General features: G+C 70.0%; 20 protein-coding genes. 15 read left to right on the top strand and 5 right to left on the bottom strand.

The genetic code is table 11. The features are described from left to right. Positions 1-69 precede the first annotated feature (69 nt). Positions 70-1623, bottom strand: a complete 1554-nt coding sequence (locus WMF42_RS20945; RefSeq protein ID WP_437693808.1) for an endo alpha-1,4 polygalactosaminidase — start codon at positions 1621-1623, stop codon at positions 70-72. 245 nt (positions 1624-1868) lie between these two features. On the opposite strand from WMF42_RS20945, the gene WMF42_RS20940 reads away from it, so the two are divergent. From WMF42_RS20940 to WMF42_RS20915, 6 genes are all read left to right on the top strand, one after another. After that, positions 1869-3329, top strand: a complete 1461-nt coding sequence (locus tag WMF42_RS20940; protein ID WP_437693806.1) for a sigma 54-interacting transcriptional regulator — start codon at positions 1869-1871, stop codon at positions 3327-3329. 66 nt (positions 3330-3395) lie between these two features. Continuing rightward, positions 3396-3977: a hypothetical protein gene (locus tag WMF42_RS20935; protein WP_437693804.1), complete on the top strand. Its 582-nt coding sequence runs from the start codon at positions 3396-3398 to the stop codon at positions 3975-3977. A gap of 602 nt (positions 3978-4579) precedes the next feature. Beyond that, positions 4580-6244 (top strand): DUF1592 domain-containing protein, encoded by a 1665-nt coding sequence (locus WMF42_RS20930; protein ID WP_437693802.1) that lies wholly within the window; start codon positions 4580-4582, stop codon positions 6242-6244. Further along, positions 6241-7677: a DUF1552 domain-containing protein gene (locus WMF42_RS20925; protein WP_061607719.1), complete on the top strand. Its 1437-nt coding sequence runs from the start codon at positions 6241-6243 to the stop codon at positions 7675-7677. The genes WMF42_RS20930 and WMF42_RS20925 overlap by 4 nt, the downstream gene beginning before the upstream one ends. Positions 7678-7707: 30 nt before the next feature. Next, positions 7708-9138: a M64 family metallopeptidase gene (locus WMF42_RS20920; RefSeq protein WP_437693799.1), complete on the top strand. Its 1431-nt coding sequence runs from the start codon at positions 7708-7710 to the stop codon at positions 9136-9138. Continuing rightward, positions 9117-9701, top strand: coding sequence for a hypothetical protein (locus WMF42_RS20915; protein WP_437693798.1), 585 nt, complete (start codon positions 9117-9119; stop codon positions 9699-9701). Before WMF42_RS20920 ends, WMF42_RS20915 begins: the two co-directional genes overlap by 22 nt. Before the next feature lie 40 nt (positions 9702-9741). On the opposite strand, the gene WMF42_RS20910 is transcribed toward WMF42_RS20915, so the two are convergent. Then, a complete protein-coding gene (locus WMF42_RS20910) occupies positions 9742-10731 on the bottom strand; it encodes a LacI family DNA-binding transcriptional regulator (RefSeq protein WP_199693633.1) in 990 nt (329 codons plus the stop codon). Positions 10732-10915: 184 nt separating this feature from the next. On the opposite strand from WMF42_RS20910, the gene WMF42_RS20905 reads away from it, so the two are divergent. The 8 genes from WMF42_RS20905 (at position 10916) to WMF42_RS20870 (ending at position 21116) form a co-directional block, all read left to right on the top strand. Then, entirely contained in the window at positions 10916-12568 is a 1653-nt protein-coding gene (locus WMF42_RS20905) for a ribulokinase (RefSeq protein ID WP_061607715.1), read from the top strand. Between the two features lie 11 nt (positions 12569-12579). Next, positions 12580-14085, top strand: coding sequence for an L-arabinose isomerase (gene araA, locus WMF42_RS20900; RefSeq protein WP_061607714.1), 1506 nt, complete (start codon positions 12580-12582; stop codon positions 14083-14085). A gap of 10 nt (positions 14086-14095) precedes the next feature. Then, positions 14096-14794 carry an L-ribulose-5-phosphate 4-epimerase gene (locus WMF42_RS20895; protein WP_061607713.1) on the top strand — a complete coding sequence of 233 codons (699 nt, stop codon included), beginning with the start codon at positions 14096-14098 and terminating at the stop codon, positions 14792-14794. A 114-nt stretch (positions 14795-14908) separates the two neighbouring features. Beyond that, positions 14909-15850 (top strand): ABC transporter substrate-binding protein, encoded by a 942-nt coding sequence (locus WMF42_RS20890; protein WP_061607724.1) that lies wholly within the window; start codon positions 14909-14911, stop codon positions 15848-15850. Positions 15851-15897: 47 nt separating this feature from the next. Then, positions 15898-17421, top strand: coding sequence for a sugar ABC transporter ATP-binding protein (locus tag WMF42_RS20885; RefSeq protein WP_061607712.1), 1524 nt, complete (start codon positions 15898-15900; stop codon positions 17419-17421). Further along, entirely contained in the window at positions 17418-18476 is a 1059-nt protein-coding gene (locus tag WMF42_RS20880; protein ID WP_061607711.1) for an ABC transporter permease, read from the top strand. Before WMF42_RS20885 ends, WMF42_RS20880 begins: the two co-directional genes overlap by 4 nt. After that, the gene (yjfF, locus tag WMF42_RS20875; protein ID WP_081426411.1) at positions 18473-19528 is read left to right on the top strand and encodes a galactofuranose ABC transporter, permease protein YjfF; all 1056 of its coding nucleotides are present in this window, start codon (positions 18473-18475) and stop codon (positions 19526-19528) included. The genes WMF42_RS20880 and yjfF overlap by 4 nt, the downstream gene beginning before the upstream one ends. Positions 19529-19997: 469 nt before the next feature. Further along, positions 19998-21116 (top strand): non-reducing end alpha-L-arabinofuranosidase family hydrolase, encoded by a 1119-nt coding sequence (locus tag WMF42_RS20870; protein ID WP_437693794.1) that lies wholly within the window; start codon positions 19998-20000, stop codon positions 21114-21116. Between the two features lie 227 nt (positions 21117-21343). Here WMF42_RS20870 and WMF42_RS20865 read toward each other — a convergent pair whose 3' ends face one another. Further along, positions 21344-22045: an alpha/beta hydrolase family esterase gene (locus WMF42_RS20865; protein ID WP_061607722.1), complete on the bottom strand. Its 702-nt coding sequence runs from the start codon at positions 22043-22045 to the stop codon at positions 21344-21346. 52 nt (positions 22046-22097) lie between these two features. Here WMF42_RS20865 and WMF42_RS20860 point away from each other — a divergent pair, with 52 nt between their 5' ends. Further along, positions 22098-22292, top strand: a complete 195-nt coding sequence (locus WMF42_RS20860; protein WP_437693792.1) for a hypothetical protein — start codon at positions 22098-22100, stop codon at positions 22290-22292. Positions 22293-22557: 265 nt separating this feature from the next. On the opposite strand, the gene WMF42_RS20855 is transcribed toward WMF42_RS20860, so the two are convergent. Both WMF42_RS20855 and WMF42_RS20850 read right to left on the bottom strand, forming a co-directional pair. Further along, on the bottom strand, positions 22558-23919 hold the full coding sequence (locus WMF42_RS20855) for a DUF1552 domain-containing protein (RefSeq protein ID WP_437693790.1): 1362 nt from the start codon (positions 23917-23919) through the stop codon (positions 22558-22560). Positions 23920-23950: 31 nt separating this feature from the next. Then, the gene (locus WMF42_RS20850; RefSeq protein ID WP_437693788.1) at positions 23951-25651 is read right to left on the bottom strand and encodes a DUF1592 domain-containing protein; all 1701 of its coding nucleotides are present in this window, start codon (positions 25649-25651) and stop codon (positions 23951-23953) included. Positions 25652-26362 lie beyond the last annotated feature (711 nt).

Genomic DNA, 26362 nt, shown 5'->3' with positions numbered 1-26362 from the left:
CGCGCGCGCTGGCCGCGGGGGCGCGGCCAGCGCGGCGGCGCCCCCGTCTGCCCCGGCGACCCCGTCTGATTACGGGCAGGCGATGCGCCAGGCGTCGAGGTCAAGCCGCTTGATCACCGTCGACAGCCCGAGCGGCTTCGTCGCGGAGCAGACGGCGCTCGCCTGCGACGCGTCGACGTACTCGGCGTGGAAGACCGCCTTTCCGGCGCGGATGAACGGCGTGAGCATGTCGCACTCGTCGTACGCGTAGCACTCCTCGTTGAGCGCCCAGTCGAAGCTGCCCACGAGATCCCTCACCTGATCGAGGTCGTTCTTCAGCCCGATGGACAGCCCGCGCGCGTGCGCCTCGGCGGCCAGGAAGCGGTTGTAGTCGAGCTGCGTCGCCGAGGTCAGGGGGAAGCCGGGGTTGTTCTGGTAGCCGTCGACGTTGTCGGGCTCCACGCCGTCGCAGCGCTTCCGCGCCGCCAGATCGAGCCGCGCCTTCATGAGGTCGCGCACGGCGGCGCTGCGGGTGTCGAGCCACCGCTCGCCCGGCCAGCCGTCGAGCGCGTTGCCGAGCGCCGCGGCGGGGAACTTCGACGCGTCGCTGCGCCAGTCCTCGTAGCTCCCGCCGCTGAAGTAACAGACCACCTTCTTCCCGGCCGCGCGGAGCGCGTCGATCGTCGACTGCGGGGTGTCGAAGAGGTCGATATCGTACATGGCGACATCCAGGCTGGTGTCGATGGTGCCCGTGAGCTGCCATTGCCACGTCGTCCCCGGGGCGGGGACCCAGACGCCGGTACCGCTGCCGCCGCCGCTGCCGCCAGCGCCGCCGCTGCCGCCAGCGCCGCCGCTGCCGCCAGCGCCGCCAGCGCCGCCAGCGCCGCCAGCGCCGCCAGCGCCGCCAGCGCCGCCGCTGCCGCCGGAGCCGCCGCTGCCGCCGCTGCCGCCGCTGCCGCCGGAGCCGCCGGAGCCGCCGCTGCCGCCGGAGCCGCCGCTGCCGCCGGTGCCCGTGCTGCCTCTCGTCGTGCCGCTGAGGACGAGCTGGTCGAGCATCGAGCTGTCGGCGGAGCTGCTCGTGGCATACCGGATCTTCAGGCCCCCGCCCGACACGAAGCGCTGATACGGCGCGGGCAGGCTCAGGCTCGCGCTCGTCCAGGACCAGTCGCCCGCGAACGTGTTGTCGCCGACCGGGACCCAGGCGCCGGCGGCCGCGTCCCACGCCTCGAACGTCCACCGCATGTCCGCCTTCGCCGGGCCGCGGTAGTTCACGCCGAGCGCGAGGGACGCGAGCTGCGCCGCCGACGTGCCGGCGGGGAGCGCGTACTCGCACGTCGCGCTCGTGCGGGGCGCGAACTCGACGTACTTGCTCCACACGTCCTGCTCGCCGGTGAGATCCGCTGTCGCGAGCGCGGCGGCCGTCTGCCCTGCGCCGATCTTGCCCCGGCTCACCGTCAACCTGGAGCACGTCATCGTGAATCCGCCCGTCACCGCGTCGCCGCTCGCCGCCGAGGTGACCTCCGCGTCGGCGCCCGGATCCGAGCTGCACCCGGCGGCCGCGATCGTCGCGGTCAGGCACACGAGGGCATGGCGCATGGCGCTGCGGATCGCGAGGACGGACGTCGATCGGATGGAATAAGTCATTGTCTCTGCTCCTGTTGTGCTCGTCGTTGGTGAAGCTCGGCGCACGTCGGCGCGAGGCGCGGCAAGGCGCGCGATCTCCGCGATGGCTCCCGGCGACGGCGGCTCCCGCCTCGCGTCTCCGTGCGTGCCGGGGACGCATTGCAAGGCGGGGACCAGCGCGCGCACGGCGCGCTTCTCGCGGCGCTGCGCGGCGCCGTTGCTGACCGTTGCGCAAACGTCGTACAGTTGCGCAACCTTCGAACGGCATGGCGGAGCGAGATCCTCGTCGACAGGCAGCCCCTCCCGGGGTCGAGCCGCTGCCCGCCGGGGCCGAGCTCGCGACCGAGCTCGAGGCCGCGGAGGGCGCGCCCGGCGAGCGGGCGCCGCAGGGTCAGGCGTCGCTGATCGTGCGCGCCGGCGACGGGGCCGCGCGGGTGATCGACATGACCGACGGCGACGTCGTCGCGATCGGCCGCGCGCCCGAGTCCGCGGTCTGCGTCGACGACGCCCGCGTCTCGCGCAACCACGCGCGCATCGCGCGGCGGGGCCACGCCCTCGCGCTCGCCGACCTCGGGAGCCGCAACGGCACCTCCGTGAACGGCGCCGTCGTGCGCGGGGCCGAGCGGGCCCTCGCCGGCGGCGACGTGATCCGCGTCGGCCCGGCCGAGATCGTCGTGGCGATCGCCGCGCCCGCGCCCGTCGAGGCGGCGCCGCCGAGCTCCGCGCCGGCGGCCCTGGAGGGCCCGTCGTCCGGGGCCGGCGCCGGCTTCGTCGTCGCGGACGAGGCGATGGTGAAGGTCTTCCAGGTGGTGCAGCGCCTCGCGCGCGCCCAGACGACGGTGCTCGTCCTCGGCGAGACGGGGGCGGGGAAGGAGGTCGTCTCCGAGCAGATCCACCGCGCGAGCCCGCGCGCCGCGGGCCCGTTCGTGCGGCTGAGCTGCGCGGCGCTGCCCGAGGCGCTGCTCGAGAGCGAGCTGTTCGGCCACGAGAAGGCCGCGTTCACCGGGGCGGACCGCCGCAAGATCGGCTATTTCGAGGCCGCGCAGGGCGGCACGCTGCTGCTCGACGAGATCGGCGAGCTGCCGCTCGCCATGCAGGCCAAGCTGCTGCGGGTGCTCGAGAGCCGGCGCATGGCGCGGATCGGCGGCACGCAGGAGATCGAGCTCGACGTGCGCGTCGTGTGCGCAACGCACCGCGACCTGCAGGCCGAGGTGGCGGCCGGGCGGTTCCGGCAGGATCTCTATTACCGCATCAGCACGTTCGTCCTGCGCGTCCCGCCGCTCCGCGAGCGGCGCGCCGAGATCGCGCTGCTCGCGCACCGCTTCGCGCACCAGGTCGCCGGCCGGATGGGCGAGCCGGCGCCGCGGTTCGCGCCGGCCGCGATGCGGGTGCTGGAGGCGCACGCGTGGCCCGGCAACCTGCGCGAGCTGCGCAACGCGGTCGAGCACGCCGTGGTGCTGGCCGAGGCCGGCGTCATCGAGGTCGAGCACCTGCCCGCGTCCGTCGTCGAGGGCGACGCGGCGCCGCTCAGCGCCGGCGCGCCGGGCAGCGCGGGCGCGCCGGCCGAGGGCGGGCCGATGCCGGCGCGCCTCGCGGAGCTGGAGAAGAAGAGCATCGAGGAGGCGCTCGCCGCCGAGGGGAACAACCAGACGCGCGCGGCGAAGCGGCTCGGCATCTCGCGGCGCGCGCTACTCTACAAGCTGGACAAGTACGACATCCGGCGGTGAGCGCGGGCTCGGCGCCCGCGCAGGATCGCGCCGGTTCGCTGGCAAGAGCCGGAGAGGAAGCGACGAATGACGGACAGGAGAGGGCGGTCCTCGCGGGTGCCCCGGCGCGACGGGACCTGGATGCGCCGTGGGTCGGCGATGGTCCTGGGCCTCGCCATGGTGTTTCTCCTCGGCTGCACGTCGAGCGACGGGAGCGGCGCCCAGGACGACGGCGCGGGGGGCGCGCCGGAGGCGACGAGCGCTGGCGCCGGAGCGGGCGCGACGCCGTGTGAAGAGCGCTCGTCCCAGGAAGACTGCGAAGCTCAGCCATCCCCCAGGGGCACGTGCTCCTGGGAGGTGGTACATGTGAGCTCCCGCGACGCCTCCTGCGACGCGCTGCGTGAGGAGCACCGCTGCCTGACGATCCCGGCCGGCGGACCCGGCGCATGCGCGGCGAGCCCGGAGTGCGGTCAGCTGGACGGTCTGCACCTGCTCTATCGCGAGGTAGGAGGGACCATCGAGCTCCATCGCTTCGACGGCGTCTGTGGCTTCATCCCGGTAGGATGGATGTATTGCGACTGGAACGAGGGAGAGCTCACGGAGGGGCCTTCCTCCTGCGCGTGCTCGTGTCCCCGAGGCGCCGAGCAGCGCGAGCGGCCGGGGAAGTGAAGGGGACTGTGCCCCCGCGCGCACACCGACGTGCGCTGTCGTACCCGCCCTGACCGTCATTGACGCCGCCCCCCGCGCGGCCGCCCGCGCCTCCGTACCATTCTCGTGTTGATTCACATTTATGCCGGGCCACGCGGGCTCCTCCGTAGCCGCGCCCGCCCCGTCCGCGCCAGGGATCGATCCGGGCCCTGGCGGGCCGATTCGCATTGACATGGGTGATGTGAGCGTTCACATTTGCCCGTGGGGGCTTCGTTCCAGCGGAGCAGGCAGCGGCGCGCATCGGCCCCGGCGAAGCCGAGCTTCGTGCGGTTCACGCGAGCATTCCCGATGGCCCGGCGACGAACGCCCGCGCCACCGAGCTCGCGCGATGGTCGATCTGGCAACAGGGCAGGATCACCGGGAGACATCGTATGAATCGACCAACGTTACTGGCCGGCGCTCAGGGCGGTGTTCCGGCCGCATCGGAGCGCGCTCTCGTCAGAGATCCCAGGTGCCGTAAGGACCTGTATCACGAAGCCAATTCCATGAATTTTTCCGCTCATCATCGCAGCCGGAACATCGCGAGCAATCGACTGGAAGTGGAAACATCCACTCGCGGCAAGATGGCCTCTCGACTGCGCGGGATCGCCGCGTGCGCTTCGCTCCTCGTCGCAGGGTGCGTTGGCGACATCGGCTCGGGCGCGACCCCCCCGGGCGGCGGCACGGCCGCCTCGGGCGGCGGCGTGAATCCCCCGGGCACCGAGAGCGGCCTGTGCAGCCCGCGGCTGGAACGACGGATCGTGCTGCTCGCCGACCTGCAGTTCATGAACGCCATCCGGGATCTCCTGGGAGAGGAGGCCATCGAGCCGGGCCAGGCGCCGGACGCGCGGACGAAGCCGTTCGCCAAGAAGGGCGTCGTGGTCGGGACCTCCCTTGTGCACGCGCGGCTCGCCAGGGCCGCCTATGCGGCCGAGAGCCTCACGGGGCGCTTCGAGCAGGTGACCGGCTGCGCCGCCGGAGAGGACGGCGGCGACGACGCCTGCGCCAAGGAGTTCCTGACGCGGTTCGCGCAGCGGGCGTTCCGCCGGCCGATGGAGGCGACGGAGCTCGACAACCTGTGGGCCGTCTACGGCCTCGGGCGAGAGACGAGCCTGGAGCGCGGCGTCTCGCTCGCTGTCGAGGCCGTCCTCGCGTCCCCCTCGTTCTCTTACCGCACCGAGCTCGGCGACGTCGCGAACGGCGATGTGGTCAAGCTGACGGCGCACGAGACCGCCAGCGAGCTCGCGTTCTTCCTGACCGACAGCCTGCCGGACGCGGAGCTCGCCGCCGCCGCCGACTCCGGCGCCCTCCACGACCCGGAGGAGCTGAAGCGCCAGACCGAACGCCTGCTCGAGAAGCCCGAGACGCGCAGCAGCCTGAGCACCACGCTCATCGCGGCGTGGGGGCTCAGCAACCTGTTCGGCACGGTCAAGGATCCAGGGCTGTTCCCCGAGTACACCCCCTCCCTCCAGGCGAGCATGTTCCACGAGACCGAGCTGCTCCTCGACGAGCTCCTGTGGAACCGCAGCGCCGACGTCTCGACCCTGCTCACCTCGCGGGAGACGTTCGTGAACGGCTCGCTCGCGGAGGTCTACGGCGTCGAGCACACGGGCGCCTCCCCGGAGGAGTTCGCGAAGGTCACGCTGCCGGCCGACGAGCGCGCTGGGATCCTCACGCAGCCCGGCCTGCTCGCGGCGCTGTCCCGGACCGACAACACGAGCGTCGTCGCGCGCGGGCTCTTCGTGCGCGGCGCGCTGCTCTGCATGGGGAAGATCCCCTCGCCCCCGGAGGCGCTCGCGGGCGCGATCGAGGAGCTGCTCAAGGCCGACATGACCGAGCGCGAGCGCGCCGAGGCGCGGGCAGGGAACGCCACCTGCGCGGCCTGTCACAAGCAGTTCGACGCGTTCGGCCTGCTGCTCGAGCGCTACGATCCGGTCGGCCGGTACCGAGACACCCTCGGGGGGGAGCCCATCGACGCGCGCGTCGACCTGGCCAACATGGGCGACATCGATGGAGTCTACACGAGCGCCGTCGAGTTCGCCGACGCCGTGGCGCAGACCGACGGGTTCGCCGCCTGCGTCGTGCGGCACCTCGTGACGTACGGAACGGACGACGAGGCGCTCTCGACCCGCGACTGTCAGGTCGAGCGCGTGATCACGGCGCTGCCCGAGGGCCAGCGGACCTTACCCAACATCGTGAACGCCATCGTGACGTCACCGGCGCTGACCGAGCGCGCCAAGGAGCAATGACTGTGCGCTACAACCTGTCTTATGCATGGTCTCGCCGCCGCTTCCTGCAAGGCATCGGCGCCGCCGCGGGCCTCTTCACGGTGCTCAGGACCCTCGAGTCGGCCGCGGAGGGCGGGACGGCCCCGAAGCGCCTCCTGATCATCCAGCGCCCGGTGGGCACCGTGTACCAGAACTTCTGGCCGCAAGGCAGCGGCACCGACTTCACGCTCTCTCGCATCCTCGACCCGTTCGCGTCCATGAAGGATCGCATGGTCGTGATGCGCGACCTGAAGCTGCCCTTCGATGGCTCCGTCGGCGGCGGCCACGAGCGCGGAACGGTGCTGATGACCACGGGGCAGCGGACCAAGAAGCTGTATCCGGGCAACGGCGGCGACGATCCGGTGTCCGAGGGGCCGAGCATCGACCAGCTCCTCGTGCGGCAGTCGACGGAGCTCCAGGGCACGCCCATCGCGTCGCTCCAGATCTCCTGTGACAAGCGCGCCGACACGCCCGAGGTGTCGACCCGCCACATGTCCTATTCGGGCGCGGCCGCGCCGATGACGCCGTACTACCAGCCGCTGGACGCGTACCGGCGGGTGTTCGGCGCGATGATGCCGGGCGGCCCCACGAACGACAACCTGAACGCCCTGGCCCGCGCGCGCCTCGAGAAGAAGAGCGTGCTCGACTTCGCGATGAAGGACCTCAAGCGCCTCGAGAGCCTCGCGCCGAGCTCGCAGCGAGAGACGCTCGACGCGCACGCCGCCGCCATCCGCGAGGTGGAGAAGGAGTTCGACGCGGACCCGACGGACCCCGCGTCCTGCGGCGTCGCGGAGGAGCCCGAGACGATCGACGTGAGCGGTCACATCGACCCTTACAACAGCTCGCACGTCGTCAACGAGCGCGACGACGTGAAGCACGCGCGCATCGGCGCCCTGCATTTCGCGGTGGTCAAGGCGGCTCTCCGCTGCGACCTCACCCGCGTGGTCACGTTCCAGTGGGCCCCGGGCACCAACCACGTGAGCTTCGGCGAGCTGTGGCCCCCCGACTCCTCCATCTACAAGGTGCACCACACGACGAGCCACGACCCCGATACGCGCGACACGCTCGAGTTCCTCACGCGGGTGGAAGAGTTCTACTCCCGCCTCGTCGCCGGCTTTCTGCAGCAGCTCGCGGAGACCGACGACGTGGGCGGCGGGAAGCTGCTCGACAGCACGCTGGTGCCGTACATCACGGAGGTCGGCACCCGGACCCACAACTGGGACAACATGCCGTGGGTGCTGTTCGGCGGCGCGAACACCAAGCTGCGCGGCGGGCAGGTGTGGAACAACCGCGGCGGCGGCCTCCGCTCCACCAACGACGTGTGGATGGCGTGCGCGGCTGCCTTCGGTGCCCCGGATCTCGTGATGGGGGACAGCGACCAGCGGACGAAGGCTGTCGAGGGGCTGTTCGGGTGAGCGCGGGCGTCAGGGCGGGAGGTCCACGCGATGAAGTCGAGCTGCATGCTGCGCGTCGTGGGCCTTCTGGCGCTCTGCGCATGCGGTGAACCGCCGGGCAGCAGCAGCGCGACGACGAGCAGCGGCGGCGGCCCGGACGGCAGCGAGCCCGCGGCCGGCGGCCAGGGCGCCGGCGGAGCAGCAGGCAACGGCAGCTCGGGCGGCGCCGACGGCGCATCTCAGGGCGGCGGCGCGCAAGGCGGCGCCGCCGGCGCGGGCGCCGGGGGGGCCTTCGTCCCCGGCGACCCGGGCGGAACCGGCTCCGACTACGTCCTCGATTGCGGCGCGAACGGCGTGGCCATCGAGAGCGCAGGCCCACCCGAGAACCGCGTCAACTACGTCATCCTGGGCGACGGCTACGACGCCACGACGGTGAGCTCCACGTACCTCGAGCACATCGAGGCGGCGATGGATCTGCGCTTCAGCAGCCCGATCGGCGAGCCCTACGGCAGGTACCGCAAGTTCGTCAACATCTGCGCCATCAAGGTGGTCAGCCCCTCGAACGGCGTCCCGGGCGCGCTCGGCTGCACGGGCGACGATGAGAGCCGCCTCGCAGAGTGCGACACCCGCGCGGCGGATCGCGCGCTCGAGGCGAATCTCCCCGACGACCTCGAGGTCGACTGGCACGCCATCGTGCTGAACAACGACCGCTGGTGGAACACGGGCTCCTCCTGGATGCTCTGGTCCGGCAGCCACCCCGAGGCCCCCGGCGCGGCCCTGCACGAGGGCGGTCACGGCTTCCATCAGCTCGCCGACGAGTATTGCGCCAAAGCCACGGGCTCGGGCTGCGGCCCGGACATGTGCGGCGGCAGCGGCACCGAGTACGTCGAGGTGAACTCCACGGCCAGCTGCGACACGACGGCGGGCAAATGGGACAGGTGGCTGGGTCACGACGCCGCCGACTCCACGGGCATCCAGGGCACCTTCGTCGGCAGCCGCTACGTGGATACCGGACAGTACCGCCCCTCCTCGAACTCGATGATGAACAGCCTGTTCGGAGGCCACAAGAACACGAGCTTCAACCCGGTCTCGCGCGAGAAGATCATCATGGACATCTGGATGCGCGTGAAGCCGATCGACTCGGCCGATCCGCCCGCCGGGCCCGTCACGGACCCGGCGACGCTCACTGTCAACGTGATCGATCCCGAGGTCATCAGCGTCGATTGGACCCTCGACGGCGACGTGATCGCGACCGACGGCGGCCCCGTCTACGACATCGCCGCGGCACGCCTCCCGTCGGGCACGCACACCATCGTCGCCAGGGCCTACGACAACGCCGGCGAGGAGTGGGTGCGCTACCGCAGCGGCGAGTGCCTCGACCCCCCGCCCTCGAGGAACCCCGGCTACTTCGATCCCTGCTGGGGCCGCGACAGCTGGCGCCGCTCGCAAGAGACAGTGACATGGACGGTGACGATCCCATGAGCTCGCCGCGCTGGGGCTGGTTCGTGGTCGCGCCGATGCTCCTCGGCGCGGCGCTCTGCCTCGTCACCCGCTCGCGATCGCCAGATGGCCGACCGCTGCCTTCAGCTCGGCAGGAGGCCCCGCGGGGCGAGGCGCCGCGCGAGGGAGCGTCGCGCCGCGCGCCGGAAGAACCGCCGGCGCTGGCCGGCAGCGCCGAGCCTGCCGAGGCGGTCGGTGGGCTGCCCCTCGTCGGGCCGAGCCCCGACGACCGACACGACGGCCCCGCTCACCCTCACCCCACCACGCCGCGTCACCTCGAGATCCAGCACGAGAACGGCCTTGTCGCGCTGCTGAACGACGCGATGAGCGCGCGGAACGGCGCGCGCATGCGTGAGCTCCTGAACGAGGTCCGCCGCACGCACCCCGGCGACGCGAACGGTCTCCAGGACGGCTACGGGATCATCGCAGACTGCCTCGAGGCGCCCGGCGAGGCGTCGAGGGCGGCGGCCGAGGGCTACCACGCCCGGCGTCGCGCCTCGACCGTGAGGCGCTTCGTGCGCACGATCTGCCTCGAAGGTGGTTGAGGCGTGAAGGCGAGCTCCTGCGATCGCCGGGCTGGCGGGCTCACCCGCTCCTGGGCGCCGCGGTGCTCTTGCGCAGGATCAGCTCGGCCTCGACAACGACGCGCGACCACGAGCGCTGGCCGCTCTCGATCTGACCGAGCAGGAGGTGGAGGCACCGGCGCCCGAGCTCGGAGAAATCCTGGCGGACGGTGGTGAGCGGAGGCGTGAAGTAGGCGGCCTCCGGGATGTCGTCGAAGCCGACGATGCTGATGTCCCGCGGCGTCTCGTGGCCGATCTCGTGGAGGTAGCGGAGCAGGCCGAGCGCCATCTGGTCGTTGGCCACGAACACGGCGGTCACGCCCGGCGTGCGCGTGAGCCGCGGGGCGAGCTCGTAGCCGGATCGCGCGCTCCAGTCGCCGCGCAGGAGAGGGGGCACCTCGGCGCCGGCCGCCTCCAGCGTCGAGCGCCAGCCTTCGATGCGCTGGTCGGCCTCCAGCCAGTCGGACGAACCGGCGATGTGCCACACCGTCGGGTGGCCCAGATCGAGCAAGTGCCGGGTCGCCGCGGCCGCGCCGCCGTGCTGGTCGACGGCGACCACCGGGATCGAGTCGTCCGGCCCGCCCTCGACGGCGACCACCGGCACGTCGGAGCTCAGGTGGAGGAGCGCGTCCACCGCCGACCGCTGCGGGGCGATGACGACGATGCCGTCGGCCCCCTGATCGCAAAGGCGCTGCACGGCCTCCACCACCGGGGCGCGGCTGAGCGACCGCAGGCTGGCGATGCTGACGCCGTAGCCGGCGTCGTGCGCCGCCTCCTCGAGCCCGAGCAGGGTCGACGCCGGGCCGTACAGCGTCGTGTTGAAGCTGACAACGCCGAGCTTCCTCGACCGCCCGGTGACGAGCGCCTGCGCCACCGAGCTCGGCCGGTAGTCGAGCTGGCGGATCGCGTCGAGCACGCGCTCCCTCGTGTCGCGTCGCACGTGCGGGCTGTCGTGCAGGACGCGCGAGACCGTCTGGTACGAGACGCCCGCGAGCTTGGCCACGTCGACCATCACCGCGGCCCGGCGCCCGCCTCTCTTGACGCGTCGCTCCGCAGGCGACTTGCCATTCTTGTCTTCCATCGGGGCGGGAGAATAGTCGCGGGCGGACAGATTGGAATTGACATCAGGGATGTGAACGTTCACATTTCATCTCGAGCTCATCCTTCCCCTGCTTCACCCCAGCAAACGGGTCGTCATGCGCACCGGAACCTTCGTCATCGGGATCGATTTCGGCACCGACTCCGTTCGCGCTGTCGTCGCGGACGCGCGCAACGGCGAGCTCGCGGGGGCCGCTGTCGTTCCGTACCCGCGCTGGGCGCAAGGCCTCCACTGCGACCCGCACGCGCACCGGTTCCGCCAGCATCCGCTCGACTACCTGGTCGCCATGGAGTCGTCGGTCCGCGCGGCCCTGGGCCAGGCGGGCAGCGACGCCGCCGCGCGCGTGCGCGGGATCGCCGTCGACACCACCGGATCCACGCCGGTCCTGGCCGACGCGAAGGGCACGCCCCTCTCGCTCTGCCCCGGCTTCGAGGAGGATCCGGACGCGATGTTCATCCTCTGGAAGGACCACACGGCGGTGGCCGAGGCGGCGCGGATCAACGACCTCGCCCGGACCTGGGGCGGCGTGGACTACACGAAGTTCGAGGGCGGCGTTTACTCCTCCGAGTGGTTCTGGGCCAAGGTGCTCCACGTCATCGAGACCAACCCGGCGGTGGCGAGCGCGGCGGTCACCGTCCTGGAGCACTGCGACTGGATCCCCGCGGTCCTGACCGGCACCGACGACCTCCGGCGGATCCGGCGGAGCCGTTGCGCCGCGGGCCACAAGGCGATGTGGCACCCCGAGTTCGACGGGTATCCCTCGAACGAGTTCCTCGCGAGGCTGAACCCGCGCCTGCCCGAGCTCAGGGCCACGCTCGGCTCGCAGACCTGGACCGCGGACGCGCCCTTCGGGACGATCTCGCCCGAGTGGGCGGCGAAGCTGGGGGTGCCGGGCGACGTCGTCGTCGCCGTCGGCGCCTTCGACGCGCACATGGGCGCTGTCGGCGGCGACATCCAGCCGCACCACCTGCTCAAGGTCATGGGCACCAGCACGTGCGATATGCTCGTCGTCCCGAGGACGGGCGCGCCGGAGGTCCTCGTCGCCGGGATCTGCGGCCAGGTCGACGGCTCCATCCTCCCGGGCGCGATCGGCTACGAGGCGGGGCAGTCCGCCTTCGGCGATGTCTTCGCCTGGTTCAAGCAGCTCCTGAGCTGGCCGCTGCGCGCGATCCAGCCCGCCATCCCCGACGGCGACGCGCTCGCCGAGCGGATCATCCCCGAGCTGGAGAGGGCGGCCGCGGAGATCCCGCCGGCGCCGAGCTCGGTGATGGCGCTCGACTGGCTGAACGGGCGGAGGACCCCGGACGCGGACCAGCGGCTCCAGGGCGCCATCGTCCGCCTCGACCTCGCCACGGACGCTCCGCGGATCTACCGCGCCCTCGTCGAGGCGATCGCCTTCGGATCGCGCGCCATCGTCGAGCGCTTCCGGTCTCACGGCATCCGCATCGACGGCGTCATCGGGATCGGGGGCGTCGCGCGCAAGAGCCCCTTCACCATGCAGGTCCTGGCGGACGTGCTCGACATGACCGTCGAGGTCCGCGCCGGCGAGCAGCCGGTCGCCCTGGGGGCGGCGATGTTCGCCGCGACGGCCGCCGGCCTGCACGCGACCGTCGAGGAAGCGCAGCGCGCGATGTCGCCCGGGACCGAGGCGCGGTACCGGCCCGATCCAGCGCGCGCCAGGCTCTATGACGCGCTGTACCAGGAGTACGTCGCGCTCGGGTCCTTTGTGGAGAGAGAGCTGACACAATGAGCGGAGTCGTCATGCAAGATCTTCGGGAGAGCTTCGAGGTATGGTTCCTGACGGGCAGTCAGGACCTTTACGGCGAGGAGGCGCTGCGGCAGGTCGCGGAGCACGCGCGGGAGATCGCCGCGCACCTCGACTCGTCGGGCAAGCTCCCGGTCAAGGTCGTCTGGAAGCCGACGCTCAAGAGCCCCGAGGCGATCCTCGCCGTCTGCCGCGAGGCCAACGCGACGCCGCGGTGTGCCGGCGTGATCACGTGGATGCACACGTTCTCGCCCGCCAAGATGTGGATCGCGGGGCTCATGCGCCTGGAGAAGCCGATCGCGCACCTGCACACGCAGTACAGCCGCGAGCTCCCCTGGGACAGCATCGACATGGACTTCATGAACCTGCACCAGTCGGCCCACGGGGACCGCGAGTTCGGGTACATCGGCGCTCGCCTGCGCATCGAGCGGAAGGTCGTCGTCGGCCACTGGACGGACGACGACGTCCTCGGGAAGCTCGACGTCTGGGCGCGCGCCGCCTGCGCCATCATCGACGCGCGGCGGCTCAAGATCGCCCGCTTCGGCGGCATGAACATGCGAGAGGTGGCCGTCACCGGCGGCGACCGCGTCGAGGCGCAGGTCAAGCTCGGCTGGTCGGTGAACGGCTATGCGCTGGGCGATCTCGTGGGTCGGATCGCCGAGGTCGACGAGGCCGCTGTCGATCGCCTGGTGGCGGAGTACGACGAGGCGTACGCCGTCGCTCCCGCCCTGAGGAAGGGCGGAAATCGCCGCGGCGAGCTGCGGTACGCTGCGAGGCAGGAGGCGGCGATACGCTCCTTCCTCGAGGAGGGCGGGTTCGGCGGGTTCACCACGACCTTCGAGGACCTGCACGGGCTCAAGCAGCTCCCCGGCCTCGCGGTGCAGCGGCTCATGGCCGACGGCTACGGCTTCGGGGCCGAGGGCGACTGGAAGTCCTGCGGCCTGGTCCGCGCCCTGAAGGTCATGTCGGCCGGCCTGCGCGGGGGCGTCTCCTTCATGGAGGACTACACCTATCACCTCGTCCAGGGGAAGGAGCGCGTCCTCGGCGCCCACATGCTCGAGATCTGCCCGTCGATCGCAGCCGGGAAGCCGTCCCTGGAGATCCACCCGCTCTCGATCGGCGGCAAGGACGATCCGTGCCGGCTCGTCTTCGACGCCGGGACCGGGCCCGCTGTGAACGTTGCCATGATCGACATGCGGGGCCGCATGCGCATCGTCGCCAACGAGCTCGAGGCGGTGGCGCCCGACCGGGCGATGCCGAAGCTGCCCGTGGCGCGCGCTGTGTGGATCCCCAGGCCCAACTTCAAGCTCGCGTGCGAGGCGTGGATCCTCGCCGGAGGCGCCCATCACTGCGCGCACAGCCGCGCCCTGACGATGGAGCACGTGGAGGACTTCGCCTCCATCGCCGGCGTGGAGCTGATCCGCATCGGCGAGGGGACCGAGATCCGCGCGCTGAAGAACGAGCTCCGATGGAACGACCTCGCCTACCGGCTGGCGGATTGAGGGGCAAGACGTGAGCGCGACCTACCGGGAGCTGCGCGAGCGCGCGTGGGCGGCGAACATGGAGATCCCGCGCCGCGGGCTCGCCATCTACACGTTCGGCAACGTGTCGGCGTTCGATCGCGACAAAGGTGTCCTGGCCATCAAGCCAAGCGGCGTCGCCTACGATACGCTCTCGATCGACGACATGGTGGTGCTCGATCTCGAGGGGAAGGTGGTGGAGGGACATCTCCGCCCCTCGTCGGATACCCGGACGCACATCTTCCTGTACGCGAACTTCCGCGGGATCGGCGGCGTCGTGCACACGCACTCGACGTACGCGACGGGCTGGGCGCAGACGGGCACGCCGATCCCGATCTACGGGACGACGCACGCCGACCACCTGGCCGAGGACGTGCCGTGCACCGAGGTGATGCGCGCCGACGCCGTGCAGGGCGACTACGAGATGGAGACCGGGAAGCAGATCGTCGAGTGCTTCCGGGAGCGGAGCCCGCTCCACACGCCGATGGTGCTCGTGGCGGGCCACGGCCCCTTCACGTGGGGAGCGGACGCCGAGAAGGCCGTGTACAACGCGGTGGTGCTCGAGGAGATCGCGCGGATGGCGTTCATCACCCGCACGATCCACCCGGGCGCCGCGCGCCTGCCCGATGCGCTCGTGCGCAAGCACTTCGACCGGAAGCACGGGAAGGGCGCGTACTACGGCCAGAAGTGACGCCGGACGTCGCGTGACGACGGCGAGGACGACAAGGTGCCCTGGGGGACGGGGCGAGAGACGAGAAGAGAGAGGAGCTGCGCCGTGAAGAAGAGCAAGGTTGTCGCCGCGGTGATGGTGGCGCTGGTCGGACTGGCGCTGGTCCTGACCGGCGTCGGCTGTCAGAAGGAAAAGAAGCAGATCACGCTCGGGTTCTCCCAGATCGGCGCGGAGAGCGAGTGGCGGACCGCGAACACCAAGTCGATCGAGGAGACGGCCAAGGCGGAAGGGATCGACCTCAAGCTCTCCGACGCTCAGCAGAAGCAGGAGAACCAGATCAAGGCCATCCGGTCGTTCATCGCCCAGAAGGTCGACGTCATCGCCTTCTCGCCCGTTGTCGAGACCGGGTGGGAGCCCGTCCTGCGTGAGGCGAAGGAGGCGAAGATCCCCGTCATCCTGACCGATCGCGCCGTGGACACGAAGGACGACAGCCTCTGGGTCACCTTCATCGGGTCGGACTTCGTCGAGGAGGGCCGCCGCGCAGCGAAGTGGCTGGTCGAGAAGACGAAGGACCGGACCGACCCCGTGAACATCGTCGAGCTGCAGGGCACCGTCGGCTCGGCCCCCGCGATCGACCGCAAGAAGGGGTTCGAGGAGATCATCAAGGACAAGCCCCAGCTCAAGATCCTCCGCTCGCAGACGGGCGACTTCACCCGCGCGAAGGGCAAGGAGGTCATGGAGGCGTTCCTCAAGGCGGAGGGCAAGAACATCCACGTCCTCTACGCCCACAACGACGACATGGCGATCGGCGCGATCCAGGCGATCGAGGAGGCCGGCCTCCGCCCCGGCCAGGACATCCTCATCATCTCCATCGACGCGGTGAAGGGCGCGTTCGAGGCGATGATGGCCGGCAAGCTCAACGTGACCGTCGAGTGCAGCCCGCTGCTCGGGCCGCAGCTCATGAGCGCGGTCAAGGACCTCATGGCAGGCAAGACGCTGCCGAAGCGCATCGTGACCGAGGAGGGCGTCTTCCCGATGGAGACCGCCGCCCAGGAGTTCCCGAAGCGCAAGTACTGAGCGCGGGTCACGGGATCATCGATCTCCGAGCCGGGAGGAGGAGAGCCATGGGAAGCAATGCCGTGCCCGTGCTCGAGCTGAAGAGGATCTCCAAGAGCTTCCCCGGCGTGCAGGCGCTCCTGTGCGTCGACTTCCGCCTGCTGGCGGGGGAGGTGCACACGCTCATGGGGCAGAACGGCGCCGGCAAGTCGACGCTGGTCAAGATCATGACCGGCGTCCACCCGCCGGACGGCGGGCAGATCCTCCTCGACGGCCGGGAGATCAGGCCGTCGAGCCCGCAGAGCGCGCAGCGGGCGGGCATCAGCGCCGTGTTCCAGGAGGTGAACCTCTGCACCAACCTGTCGGTCGCCGAGAACATCTTCCTCGGGCGTGAGGGGTCGAGCCCCTTCGCCATCCGGTGGGCGGAGATGCGCCGGAAGGCCGACGCCCTGCTCTCGGATCTCAACGTCCACATCGACGTCGCCGCGCCGCTCTCGACCTTCTCGCTGGCCGTCCAGCAGATCGTCGCGATCGCCCGCGCGCTGAGCGCGAAGGCCAAGGTCCTCATCCTCGACGAGCCGACATCGAGCCTGGCCGAGGACGAGGTCAAGGTGCTGTTCTCGGTCATCCGGCGCCTCAAGGCGCAAGGGATGGCGATCCTGTTCATCACGCACTTCCTCGACCAGGTGTTCGAGATCTCCGATCGAATCACGGTGCTGAGGAATGGCCAGCGGGTCGGCGAGTACCCGGCCGCGGAGCTCTCACGCATGCAGCTCGTCACGCGGATGGTGGGGCGCGACGTCGCGGACGAGGGCCCGCGCCGGGCCGATCGCGCCCAGGCGGCGAGGCCGGAGGGCGGGGACGCGCCGTTCCTGCGGACGCGCGGCCTCGGCAAGAAGGGCTCGGTCCGGGACATCGACCTCGATGTGAGGTCCGGGGAAGAGCTCGGCATCGCGGGCCTCCTGGGCGCCGGGAAGTCGGAGACCGTGCGGCTCCTGTTCGGCATCGACAGGGCGGATCAGGGCACCATCGAGATCGACGGCGAGCAGGCGCGCATCGGCTCGCCGCTCGACGCGATCGCGCGGGGCCTCGGCTTCTGCCCCGAGGACCGGAAGCTCGAGGGCATCGTCGGCGACCTCTCGCTGCGCGAGAACATCATCCTCGCGCTCCAGGCCAAGCGCGGCATCTTCCGCAACCTGTCGCGGGCGCGACAGGACGAGATCGCCGGCGCGTACATCGAGCGGCTCGGCATCGTGGCGGCCGACGCGGAGGTCCCCATCTCCAAGCTGAGCGGCGGCAATCAGCAGAAGGCGCTCCTGGCCCGCTGGCTGGCGACCGACCCCCGCATGCTCATCCTCGACGAGCCGACCCGCGGCATCGACGTGGCCGCCAAGGCCGAGATCATGGGCAAGGTCATGGATCTCTGCGACAGGGGCATGGCCGTGGTGTTCGTCTCGTCCGAGATGGCCGAGGCGCTGCGCTACGCCGACAGGGTCGTCGTGCTGCGCGACCGGCGCAAGGTGGCCGACCTGGCCGCCGCCGCGACCGACGAGCAGGCGGTGTACCAGATCATCGCGGGAGGCGCGGCGTGAGCGCGGCGGTCGCCTCCCTGCGCCAGCTCACCCGGAGGAGCGCCTTCTGGCCGACGGCGATGCTCGGCCTCCTGCTCCTCGTCAACCTCCTGATCAACCCGCAGCTCTTCGCGATCACGGTCAAGGACGGCCACCTGTACGGCAGCGTCATCGACATCCTGAACCGCGCGGCGCCGCTCATGATCGTCGCCATGGGGCTCACCCTGGTGATCGCGACCCACGGCATCGACATCTCGGTCGGCGCCGTCGTCGCCATCTCGGGCGCGGTCGCCGCGGCGCTCATCGGCGGCGAGCTTGTCCTTCACGGCGGCGCCGGCATGCAGGACGTGACGCAGGTCCCGCTGCCGGTCGTCATCGGCGGCGCGCTCGGCGTGGCCCTGGTCTTCGGCATGTGGAACGGAGCGCTGGTGTCGCTGCTCGGCATGCAGCCGATCATCGCGACGTTGATCTTGCTCGTCATGGGCCGGGGCGTCGCCCAGCTCATCACAAACGGCCAGATCCTCACGATCTACTACAGCCCTTACTACGTCATCGGGAACGGCTTCTTGCTGGGCATCCCGGTCTCGCTGTTCATCGTGGCGGGCGTGGGCGCCGCCCTCTGGCTCCTCGCCCGCAAGACAGCGCTCGGCATGTTCGTGGAGGCGATCGGCATCAACCCGGTCGCCTCGCGGCTGGCCGGGATCCGCGCGCGCTCGATCACCTTCGCCTGCTATGCGGTGTGCGGCCTGTGCGCCGGCATCGCCGGGCTCATCGTGAGCTCGAACGTGAAGAGCGCCGACGGCAACAACGCGGGGCTGCTCTTCGAGCTGGACGCCATCCTGGCCGTCGTCCTGGGCGGGACGTCGCTCTCCGGGGGCAAGTTCACGCTGGTGGGGAGCGTCATCGGCGCCCTCATCCTCCAGACGCTCACCACCACGATCTACTCGGTGGGCGTGCCGCCCGAGGTCAACCTGGTGGTCAAGGCCCTCGTCGTCTTCCTGGTCAGCATCCTGCAATCGCAGAAGGTCAGGGACCTCATCGGAAAGCAGCGCGCAGTGAAGGTGGCTATCTCATGAGCGACACCGCAGCCGTGACCAGGAGCGACACCGTCGCCGCGACAAGGAGCGACGCCGCGGCCGTGGCCCGACCGTCGGTCCGGATCGACCCGAGGCACCTGCCGCTCGCGGTCACCATCGGCCTGTTCATCCTCATGTTCGGGGCCGGATCGATCCTGTTCGACGGGTTCTTCTCGCTGCAGGTGTTCCTCAACTTCTTCATCGACAACGCGTTCCTGGCGATCGCCGCCATCGGGATGACCTTCGTCATCCTCTCCGGCGGGATCGACCTCTCGGTCGGCTCGGTCATCGCGCTGACCACGATGGTCTCCGCGTCGCTCGTCGAGAAGCACGGCTTCAGCCCGGCCGTGGTCATCCCGCTCGTGCTCGCCATGGGCGCGGGCATCGGCCTCGTGATGGGGATCGTCATCCAGTACTTCGAGGTGCAGGCCTTCATCGTCACCCTGGCGGGCATGTTCCTGGCCCGCGGGCTCTGCTACCTCATCAGCATCGATTCCATCACGATCACCCATCGTTTCTACGTCGACGTCTCGTCGCACCGCATCCCGTTCCTGTTCGACACCTCGATCACCTGGAACGTGGTCATCGCGCTCGCGCTGTTCGTCGCGGCCGTCTACATCGCGCACTACACGCGCTTCGGCCGCACGGTCTATGCGATCGGCGGCAGCGAGCAGTCCGCCATGCTCATGGGCCTGCCGGTGCCGAGGACCAAGGTGCTCGTCTACACGTGGAGCGGGTTCTGCTCGGCGCTGGCCGGCGTCGCCTTCACGTTCTACATGGTGTCCGGCTACGCGCTTCACGCCGGCGGGATGGAGATGGACGCCATCGCCGCCGTCGTCATCGGCGGCACGCTGTTGACCGGCGGGTTCGGCACCGTCTTCGGCACCCTGTTCGGTGTGCTCATCCTCGGCACCATCCAGACCCTCATCACGTTCGAGGGCACGCTCAGCTCCTGGTGGACCAAGATTGTTGTCGGGCTCCTGCTCCTGGTCTCCTGCCTCTTTCAGCGGCTGTTCGATCGCCGCCATCTGGGTCTGAAGCGCGAGGGGTGAAGGGGCGCCTCGGGTCCCCCGGGGGGCGACGGGCGCTCGAAGGCCGAGCTCGACAGGCAGCTCACACGGGCGCCGCGGCCGGCCGCCGCCGCGCGCCACCCCCCGGGATCGAGGATCGCCGCGCGCCGGTTTTGGGTTGACTCCAGCCATGTGAACGTTCACAATTGGTTCTTGTATCCTTCCGCTTCGTCCTGGATGGGCACGTCTTGTGCCCCGACCCGTTCGTCCGCCTGCGCGTTAACCTTGACGGTCGGGCTCTGAGGAGCTCGCTGCCCGATCGGGCACCCCCCTGGAGACTGCCATGAACACTCACCTCGATTGGCCCCGCCAGATCCTGACTCTGCGCCGTTCCACCCTTTGCTTCTCTGCCCTCGGTTGCGTGCTCGCGGCGCTCGCCGGTTGCGCCAGCGACACGACGGAAGGGGAGCAGCCCCCCCCTGCCGGGGGGACGGGTGGCACGGAGAATCCGATGTCGAGCACCAGCGGCACGACGGGCTCGGGGGGAGGCGGCACAGGCGGGTCGATCCCCGGCACGAGCACGTCGAGCGTCGCGGGCACGGGCGGCGACATGGCGGGCGGCATGACGTCCTCGGGGAGCGGCGGCTCTCCGGCGGTCGGGAGCGGTGGCGCAGGCGGCTCGACGCCGACCTGCGAGCTGCCGACCACGTACAAGTGGAAGTCGGGGCCTCCGGTGATCAGCCCCAAGCCGCCTGCTGGCCGTACGTGGGCGTCCGTCAAGGACCCGACGATCGTGTACCACGACGGCAAGCACCACGTCTTTGCCACCGTGTTCGACACCACCGGCGGCAACGGCGGGTGGCAGTCGATGTACTTGAACTTCACGGACTTCTCTCAGGCGAACGCGGCCGAGCAGCACTACATGGCGGGCTGGCCCACCGGCAGCACTGTCGCTCCCCAGGTCTTCTATTTCCGGCCGCACAACAAGTGGTACCTCATCTACCAGTGGAACGGCAGGTACTCGACCAACGACGACATCAACAACATGAACGGGTGGAGCCGGCCCCAGTCGCTGCTCCGGGGCGAGCCGGGCGCCATGGGGAGCACCCTCGGCGCGCTGGACTTCTGGGTCATCTGCGACGACGACAACTGCCATCTCTTCTTCTCGCGGGACGACGGGAAGCTCTACCGCTCCAAGGTGCGCATCGAAGACTTCCCGAAGTTCGACGGTTACGAGGTCGTCATGTCGGCTCCCAGCGCGGGGCTCCTGTTCGAGGCCAGCAACGTCTACAAGGTGGATGGGTCGAACAAGTACCTGCTCCTGGTGGAGGCGTTCGACAACAGCCCTCGCTTCTTCAGGTCGTGGACCTCCGAGAGCCTGGATGGCCCCTGGGCTCCCCTGGCTGACACCAAGGCGAACCCCTTCGCCGGCCCCGCGAACGTGACGTTCGAGGGCGGGGACTGGACCGACGACATCAGCCACGGCGAGCTGACCCGCTCCGGGAGCGACGAGCGGATGACCATCAACCCGTGCGACATGCAGTTCCTCTACCAGGGGAGGGATCCGAACTCTCGGGAGGAGTACGGCCGCTTGCCCTACAGGCTCGGGCTGTTGACGCTCGACCTGTGACCCCGTTTCCCCTCCGAGCGCACGGAGGGGACGTTCGGGCAGCAGAGGCGACCTCCCCGACGAGCCCGCGGCGACTCGATGTCACCGCGGGCTCGTTCGCGTCTGGTCTCCGGGGAGCTCGGCTCGGGCCCTTACACCGGCCTACGTGACGCTCGCGCTGCGGCGCTTCGCGCTCGGGCCTTGCCGCGACCGGTGCTGGGTACGGTCACGTCACGCCGGCGCGGAGCTCACGGCATGTTCGTGAAGAAGTCGTACATCGCCTGGATGGCAAAGCACGGCACGCCGTGGCTCGTATTGCTGTACGCGGGATCGTCGTGTGAGCACCAGATCGTCGGCTCCGAACAGCCACTGTAGGAGACGCAACCGGGGTTCACCGTCTTGCCGCTGCTCTGGCAGCCCATGACCTCGGAATACGGCGTCGAGCTCATCTGGCACATGTTGGCGGTGCGGAACCTGGCGACCGTGCTCGCCCCGTCCCCCCCGCGAACGGTGTCGTTCGTGCCCTGGATGTACATCACGGGCATGGGCACCTGCAGCGCGCCGTAATCGGAGGCCGCAACGGGCGCGACCGCCTTGAAGTTCATGTGCTCGGCATCGGACCTGTGCGCCAAGATCTGCACGATCATCTGGGCGCCGGAGCTGTGGCCGGTGGCGAACACACGGTCCATGTCGATGCAGTAGTTGTTCATGAGGTCGTCGTAGGTTCGAAGGACCTTGGCGATGTCGTTGTTGTAGTTCCAGCATCCACCCGAGTCCGACGACCTCCCCACGGCGCGCACGTACTCCGTCTCGAAAGCCGACCCCCGGGTGAGGTTGATGAACTGGTCGATCGGGTTGCCGCAGGCGTGGAAGCCCACCAGGAGGGGGAAAGGGGCGCGGCCGTCGTAGCTGTCCGGGAACGTATAGATGTGATCATTGTCGACCGTCACCTTTCCGTTCGCGGGCCGCCCCGCCTTGCCGCAGCCTGGGCTCGGGTTGCCCATGGGCGTTTCAGCGCCGCCGGTCCCCGTGCCGCCGTCCCCTGTCGACGATGCGCCCCCTGTCGACGATGCGCCCCCTGTCGATGCTCCTGTCGTGCCACCCCCGCTGCTCGCTGAGGCATCGGCCCCGCCCGTCGTCATCGCGCCGCCCGTGGAGGGGGCGCCGCCGCTCGTGGATGCGCCGCCCGCACCCTGACCGGCTCCGTGATCTCCCTCATCGGGCGTGCCTGTCTCGGACGAGCAAGCGAGGACCATCAAGGCGAGGGCGGGGATGGAGGAACGAAAACCTGGCTTCGGCATGATCTGGGCTCCGTGGTGATTGCGCGATCAGGAGATGATCGGGTGGACGAGTTCGGCTTGGATGTTGCTGTCGCCGAAGTCAATCGCGAACGACGGACGTCGTCTAAGTCAATCGCGAACGACGGACGTCGTCTCGTCTTCAGCGCTGCGCTGCGCCGCGCTCAGACCTGGATGCCCGCGAGCGGTGACGTGACCCGCCCCGCGTCGATGCCGAGCTCCGTCGCCTTCGAGCCCATGATCTGAGCGACCGTCAGGAGCGCCTTGCTCAGGTTGTCGCCGGGGAAGTTGTGGTGCTCGTCGCCGCGCAGCCGCCCGCCGGCCTTCCCCGCGAGGAGCACCGGCCATTCCGCCTTCGTGTGCACCTTGCCCCAGGCGGTGTCGGACGTGACGAACACGAGCGTGTTGTCGAGCAGGTTCGAGCTGCCGTGCGGCGTGCTCTTGAGCTTCGTCAAGAACTCGTTCAGGCAACGCATCGTGTAGATCACGCCCTTGTCGACGCGAGGCTGACTCGATTGATCTCCGGCGTCCCCGTGGCAGATGGTGTCGTGGAAGTCGTCGTTCATGTCCTGCGCGAGGTGCCGGTAGTAGACGTGCGCGGCGGGCAGCGAGAACATGAACGAGAGCACGCGGGTCCTCTCGCAGGCGAGCGCGAGCGCCGAGAGCTCGACCATGGCGGAGTTCACCTGCGGGGGCGCTTCGCTCTGCGAGTCCTTGCCGGCGGTGGGGGCCGTCGGGCTGCTGCATGCGGCCGGGGAGCCGCCGCCGGGGGCCATCGTCTCGAGGCGCCGCTCGATGGCGCGGATCGACTCGAGGTGCTGCTCCACGCGCTGCCTGTCGGCCGCCCCGAGCCGCTGCTGCAGGCTCGCGCCGTCTTGCAGCACCGAGTCGAGCACGCTCTTCCTGACGTTCGCGAGCTTCGCGGCCTGCTCCGCTCCGTCGTCGCTCGGCGCGGGCGCGCCGCCCGTGAACAGCCGATTGAACACGGCCTTCGGATCGAACTCCGGGTTGTTGCGCGAGTTCGGCCCCTTGTGCGAGACCGTATGCAGCGAGTCCTGAGGGCCGTTCGGTGTCGCCGGCGTCACGCCCACCTCGAGAGAGCGGTACGGCGTCCCCTCGGAGGCGAGGCTCGCGACGACCTGGTCGATGGATGGGGCCCGCACGCCGTTCCCGCTGAGCGGCGCGCCTGTCGTGGCCCCCGCCGACCCCGAGGGGTGCTCGAAGCCGGAGACGACGAGCTTGTTCTCGAGGCCGCTGATCACCGTGAGGTGAGACTTGTGCTCCGCGAGCGGCTGGAGCTGGGGGCTGAGCTCCCAGGCCGAGCCGGAGCCCGTGCGCGCCGGCTTCCAGCGGCCGGGCAGCGTGCCATTGCCGAAGAACCACGTGACGTAGAGCGGCGAGACAGGCGTGTTCGATTGAGCGAACGCCGTGCCGCTCTCGTTCAGCATGATCTCCAGCAGCGGGAGCGGGATGGTGACGGCGGCGCCCGTCGCCAGCAGACCCCGGAGAACGGTTCGTCGGTTCAATGCTTTGATGGTCATCGGGGGCACCGTGCGTTCAGGGTTGGGGGCCGACGGAGGAAAAGGCTTCGCTCGTCACGACGTCGAGGACGAGCTCGCGCAGCTTGAACCCCGACGCCTCGAACGACGCGGCCAGCGTGTTCAGCACGCTGCCGTCCACCTTTCGCTCCTCGTGGCCTGCTGCATACGCGTAGTACTTGCGGACGAGGCACCGGGCGACCTCGTCGCTCGCGCTCACGGTCATGCCGAGCTCGCGCGCGTCGGCGACCGGCTCCCCGTTGAAGTCGCCGCTGGAGTCGATCGGCAGGCCGTGATCGGTCGTGCGATAGCGGCCGATCGCGTCGAACGTCTCGAGCGGCAGGCCGAGCGGGTCCATGAACCCGTGGCAGCCGGCGCAGGCAGGAGCGGTCCGATGGGCCTCGAGCCGCTGGCGCTTGGTGAGGGGCCTGTCCGCGGGCGGCTCCGGGAGCTCGAGGGCGATGTCGCCGGGGGGCGGCGGGACGGGCGTGCACATGAGGGCGTCCCGCATGAACTTGCCGCGCAGCGTGGGCGAGCCCTCTTTCTGGTTGGCGAACTGCGAGAGGAAGCCGGCCTTGCCGAGGATCCCGACGCGCGGGCCGTCCGCAGGCAACGAGCGAACCTCGAAGGTGCTCGAGCTCAGGCCTGTCGTGTCGAGGCCGTAGAGCTGGGCGAGCTCGGTGTTGACGACGACCTTCGTTGTCGAGAACAGCTCGAGCGCGCTCGCCTGCTCATCGAAGGCGAGGACCTGCCATGTGTCTCGCATGTCGCGAACCATCGCCGCGCGCAGGGCGGCGTCGTACTCCGGAAACAGCTCCACGTCCTTCGCCTGCGTGCCGATCCGATCGAGCCGCATGTACTCCTCGGCGAAGGCGCCAACGGCCTCGCGTCCAGCGGGCGCGTCGAGCATCCGCGTCGCCGCGGCGCGGACGCCCTCCGTCGTGTCGAGCGTCCCGCTCGCTGCCTCGTCGAGCAGCGTCCTGTCCGGCAGGCTGTTCCACAGGAGGAACGCGAGCCGGGACGCCATCTCGTAGCCCGTCAAGCGGAGCGACCCGTCGGCGCTCGGAGCTCCGAGCTCCGGGCGATACAGGAAGTTCGGCGACGAGAAGAGGGCCACCGTCGCCCAGCGGACGCCCTCGACGGCGCTGCCGAGCGCCGCCGCGGCCTCGCTGGCGACAGCCGCGAGCCTGTCGACCTCCGCCGTCTCGAGCGGGCGGCGCCACGCTCGAAGCCCCTGCGCCTGGAGGAAACCGCGAACGCAAGCGTCGTCCTGCGCGCCGCTCGGCGTGCAACCGATGAACTGGTCCCGCTTCGCGGAATCCGCAAACACAGCGTCCACGGCGCTCTCGATGGCCGTGTGGTACTGCTCGACGCCTCGTTCCGAGGTAACGACTGTCGCGGCGCCGATGACAGCGAAGTTTCCGTTCCAGCTATCGGCGTCGAGCGCATCGGTGTTGACCTCGACGCCGAACACGTCGCGCACGGCATTGCGGAATTGCGTTCTCGTCAAACGACGCAGCATCCCGGCCGCGGGCTGGAACGGCGGAGGGTCCGAGCCCATGGCCGAGCCCGTCGACGGCCCATCGCCTCCGGCGTTGGATCCCCCGGCGTCATCCACCGGATCACCCAGCGCGCCCGTGCACGCGGCCGCGAACGCGAGCGCACAGACGGCGGCGGCTTCTCTTGAGGAACGGAGCTCGTGCCACGACGGCTTCTTCATCTTGCTCTCCGGTAATGCAAGGGGGCGACGGCACACGGGTACCCGCACCTTGCGACCATGCCTCGGATCAACTGCTCGCACCGCGAAGCCCCCTCAGCCCGACGTGACGGGACTCAGAACACATGATCCCGGATGGGGCCGATGTGAGGGCACCGGACCGTCCGAGGAGGGGCTGGGCATCGGCCGCCGCGACACAGGTCACGCCGCCCCCAGAGTCGCCATCCGGTCGCTTTGCCGGATTCATGAGAGAGTTCCGCCGGACAGCTCCTGGGATTTCACGACAGACGTCGAACCATCGAGGTCTGTCGTGGTCTCTGGTCGATCACCCTGGCGAAACGTCAAACACCATCGATAGGCAATCGCCTTCGCGAGGCCCAAGCGAACGCAATCGGTGCCGAGATCGATCAGACGAGGAAGGGCCCGCTACGCGTGACGGGTCCACCCAGGGCCAAGCAAAAGGATACCCCTCCGGAAGAATGTGAACGATCACAATTTCTGTGTCAATTCCATTCGACCGGCCAGCGGGGCTCCTCGATCCCGGGGAGGACAGGGCTGGCGGGGTCGCTCCGGAGCGGCGCGTCACGCGGGCTCGTAGAGCAGCTCACGCGGGCGCCGCGGCGGGTCGCCGCTCCGCGCCGATCGGATCCGGGGAGAGCCTCGCGCCCGGGCATTTTGCCTGACACCAGGTATGTGAACGTTCACATTGGCTCC

This window comes from Sorangium sp. So ce176 (assembly GCF_051519835.1).
GTDB classification, from domain to species: domain Bacteria; phylum Myxococcota_A; class Polyangia; order Polyangiales; family Polyangiaceae; genus Sorangium; species Sorangium cellulosum_G.
Note: the sequence above shows the minus strand (reverse complement) of the source record. Positions and strands in the feature narration are given on the sequence as shown.

Excerpts from the sequence above, each read along its gene's own strand:
- WMF42_RS20945 (WP_437693808.1), bottom strand. The coding sequence starts at position 1,623 with ATGACTTATTCCATCCGATCGACGTCCGTCCTCGCGATCCGCAGCGCC.
- WMF42_RS20940 (WP_437693806.1), top strand. The coding sequence starts at position 1,869 with ATGGCGGAGCGAGATCCTCGTCGACAGGCAGCCCCTCCCGGGGTCGAG.
- WMF42_RS20935 (WP_437693804.1), top strand. The coding sequence starts at position 3,396 with ATGACGGACAGGAGAGGGCGGTCCTCGCGGGTGCCCCGGCGCGACGGG.
- WMF42_RS20930 (WP_437693802.1), top strand. The coding sequence starts at position 4,580 with ATGGCCTCTCGACTGCGCGGGATCGCCGCGTGCGCTTCGCTCCTCGTC.
- WMF42_RS20925 (WP_061607719.1), top strand. The coding sequence starts at position 6,241 with ATGACTGTGCGCTACAACCTGTCTTATGCATGGTCTCGCCGCCGCTTC.
- WMF42_RS20920 (WP_437693799.1), top strand. The coding sequence starts at position 7,708 with ATGAAGTCGAGCTGCATGCTGCGCGTCGTGGGCCTTCTGGCGCTCTGC.
- WMF42_RS20915 (WP_437693798.1), top strand. The coding sequence starts at position 9,117 with ATGGACGGTGACGATCCCATGAGCTCGCCGCGCTGGGGCTGGTTCGTG.
- WMF42_RS20910 (WP_199693633.1), bottom strand. The coding sequence starts at position 10,731 with ATGGTCGACGTGGCCAAGCTCGCGGGCGTCTCGTACCAGACGGTCTCG.
- WMF42_RS20905 (WP_061607715.1), top strand. The coding sequence starts at position 10,916 with ATGCGCACCGGAACCTTCGTCATCGGGATCGATTTCGGCACCGACTCC.
- araA (WP_061607714.1), top strand. The coding sequence starts at position 12,580 with ATGCAAGATCTTCGGGAGAGCTTCGAGGTATGGTTCCTGACGGGCAGT.
- WMF42_RS20890 (WP_061607724.1), top strand. The coding sequence starts at position 14,909 with ATGGTGGCGCTGGTCGGACTGGCGCTGGTCCTGACCGGCGTCGGCTGT.
- WMF42_RS20885 (WP_061607712.1), top strand. The coding sequence starts at position 15,898 with ATGGGAAGCAATGCCGTGCCCGTGCTCGAGCTGAAGAGGATCTCCAAG.
- yjfF (WP_081426411.1), top strand. The coding sequence starts at position 18,473 with ATGAGCGACACCGCAGCCGTGACCAGGAGCGACACCGTCGCCGCGACA.
- WMF42_RS20870 (WP_437693794.1), top strand. The coding sequence starts at position 19,998 with ATGTCGAGCACCAGCGGCACGACGGGCTCGGGGGGAGGCGGCACAGGC.
- WMF42_RS20860 (WP_437693792.1), top strand. The coding sequence starts at position 22,098 with ATGGGCGTTTCAGCGCCGCCGGTCCCCGTGCCGCCGTCCCCTGTCGAC.
- WMF42_RS20850 (WP_437693788.1), bottom strand. The coding sequence starts at position 25,651 with ATGAAGAAGCCGTCGTGGCACGAGCTCCGTTCCTCAAGAGAAGCCGCC.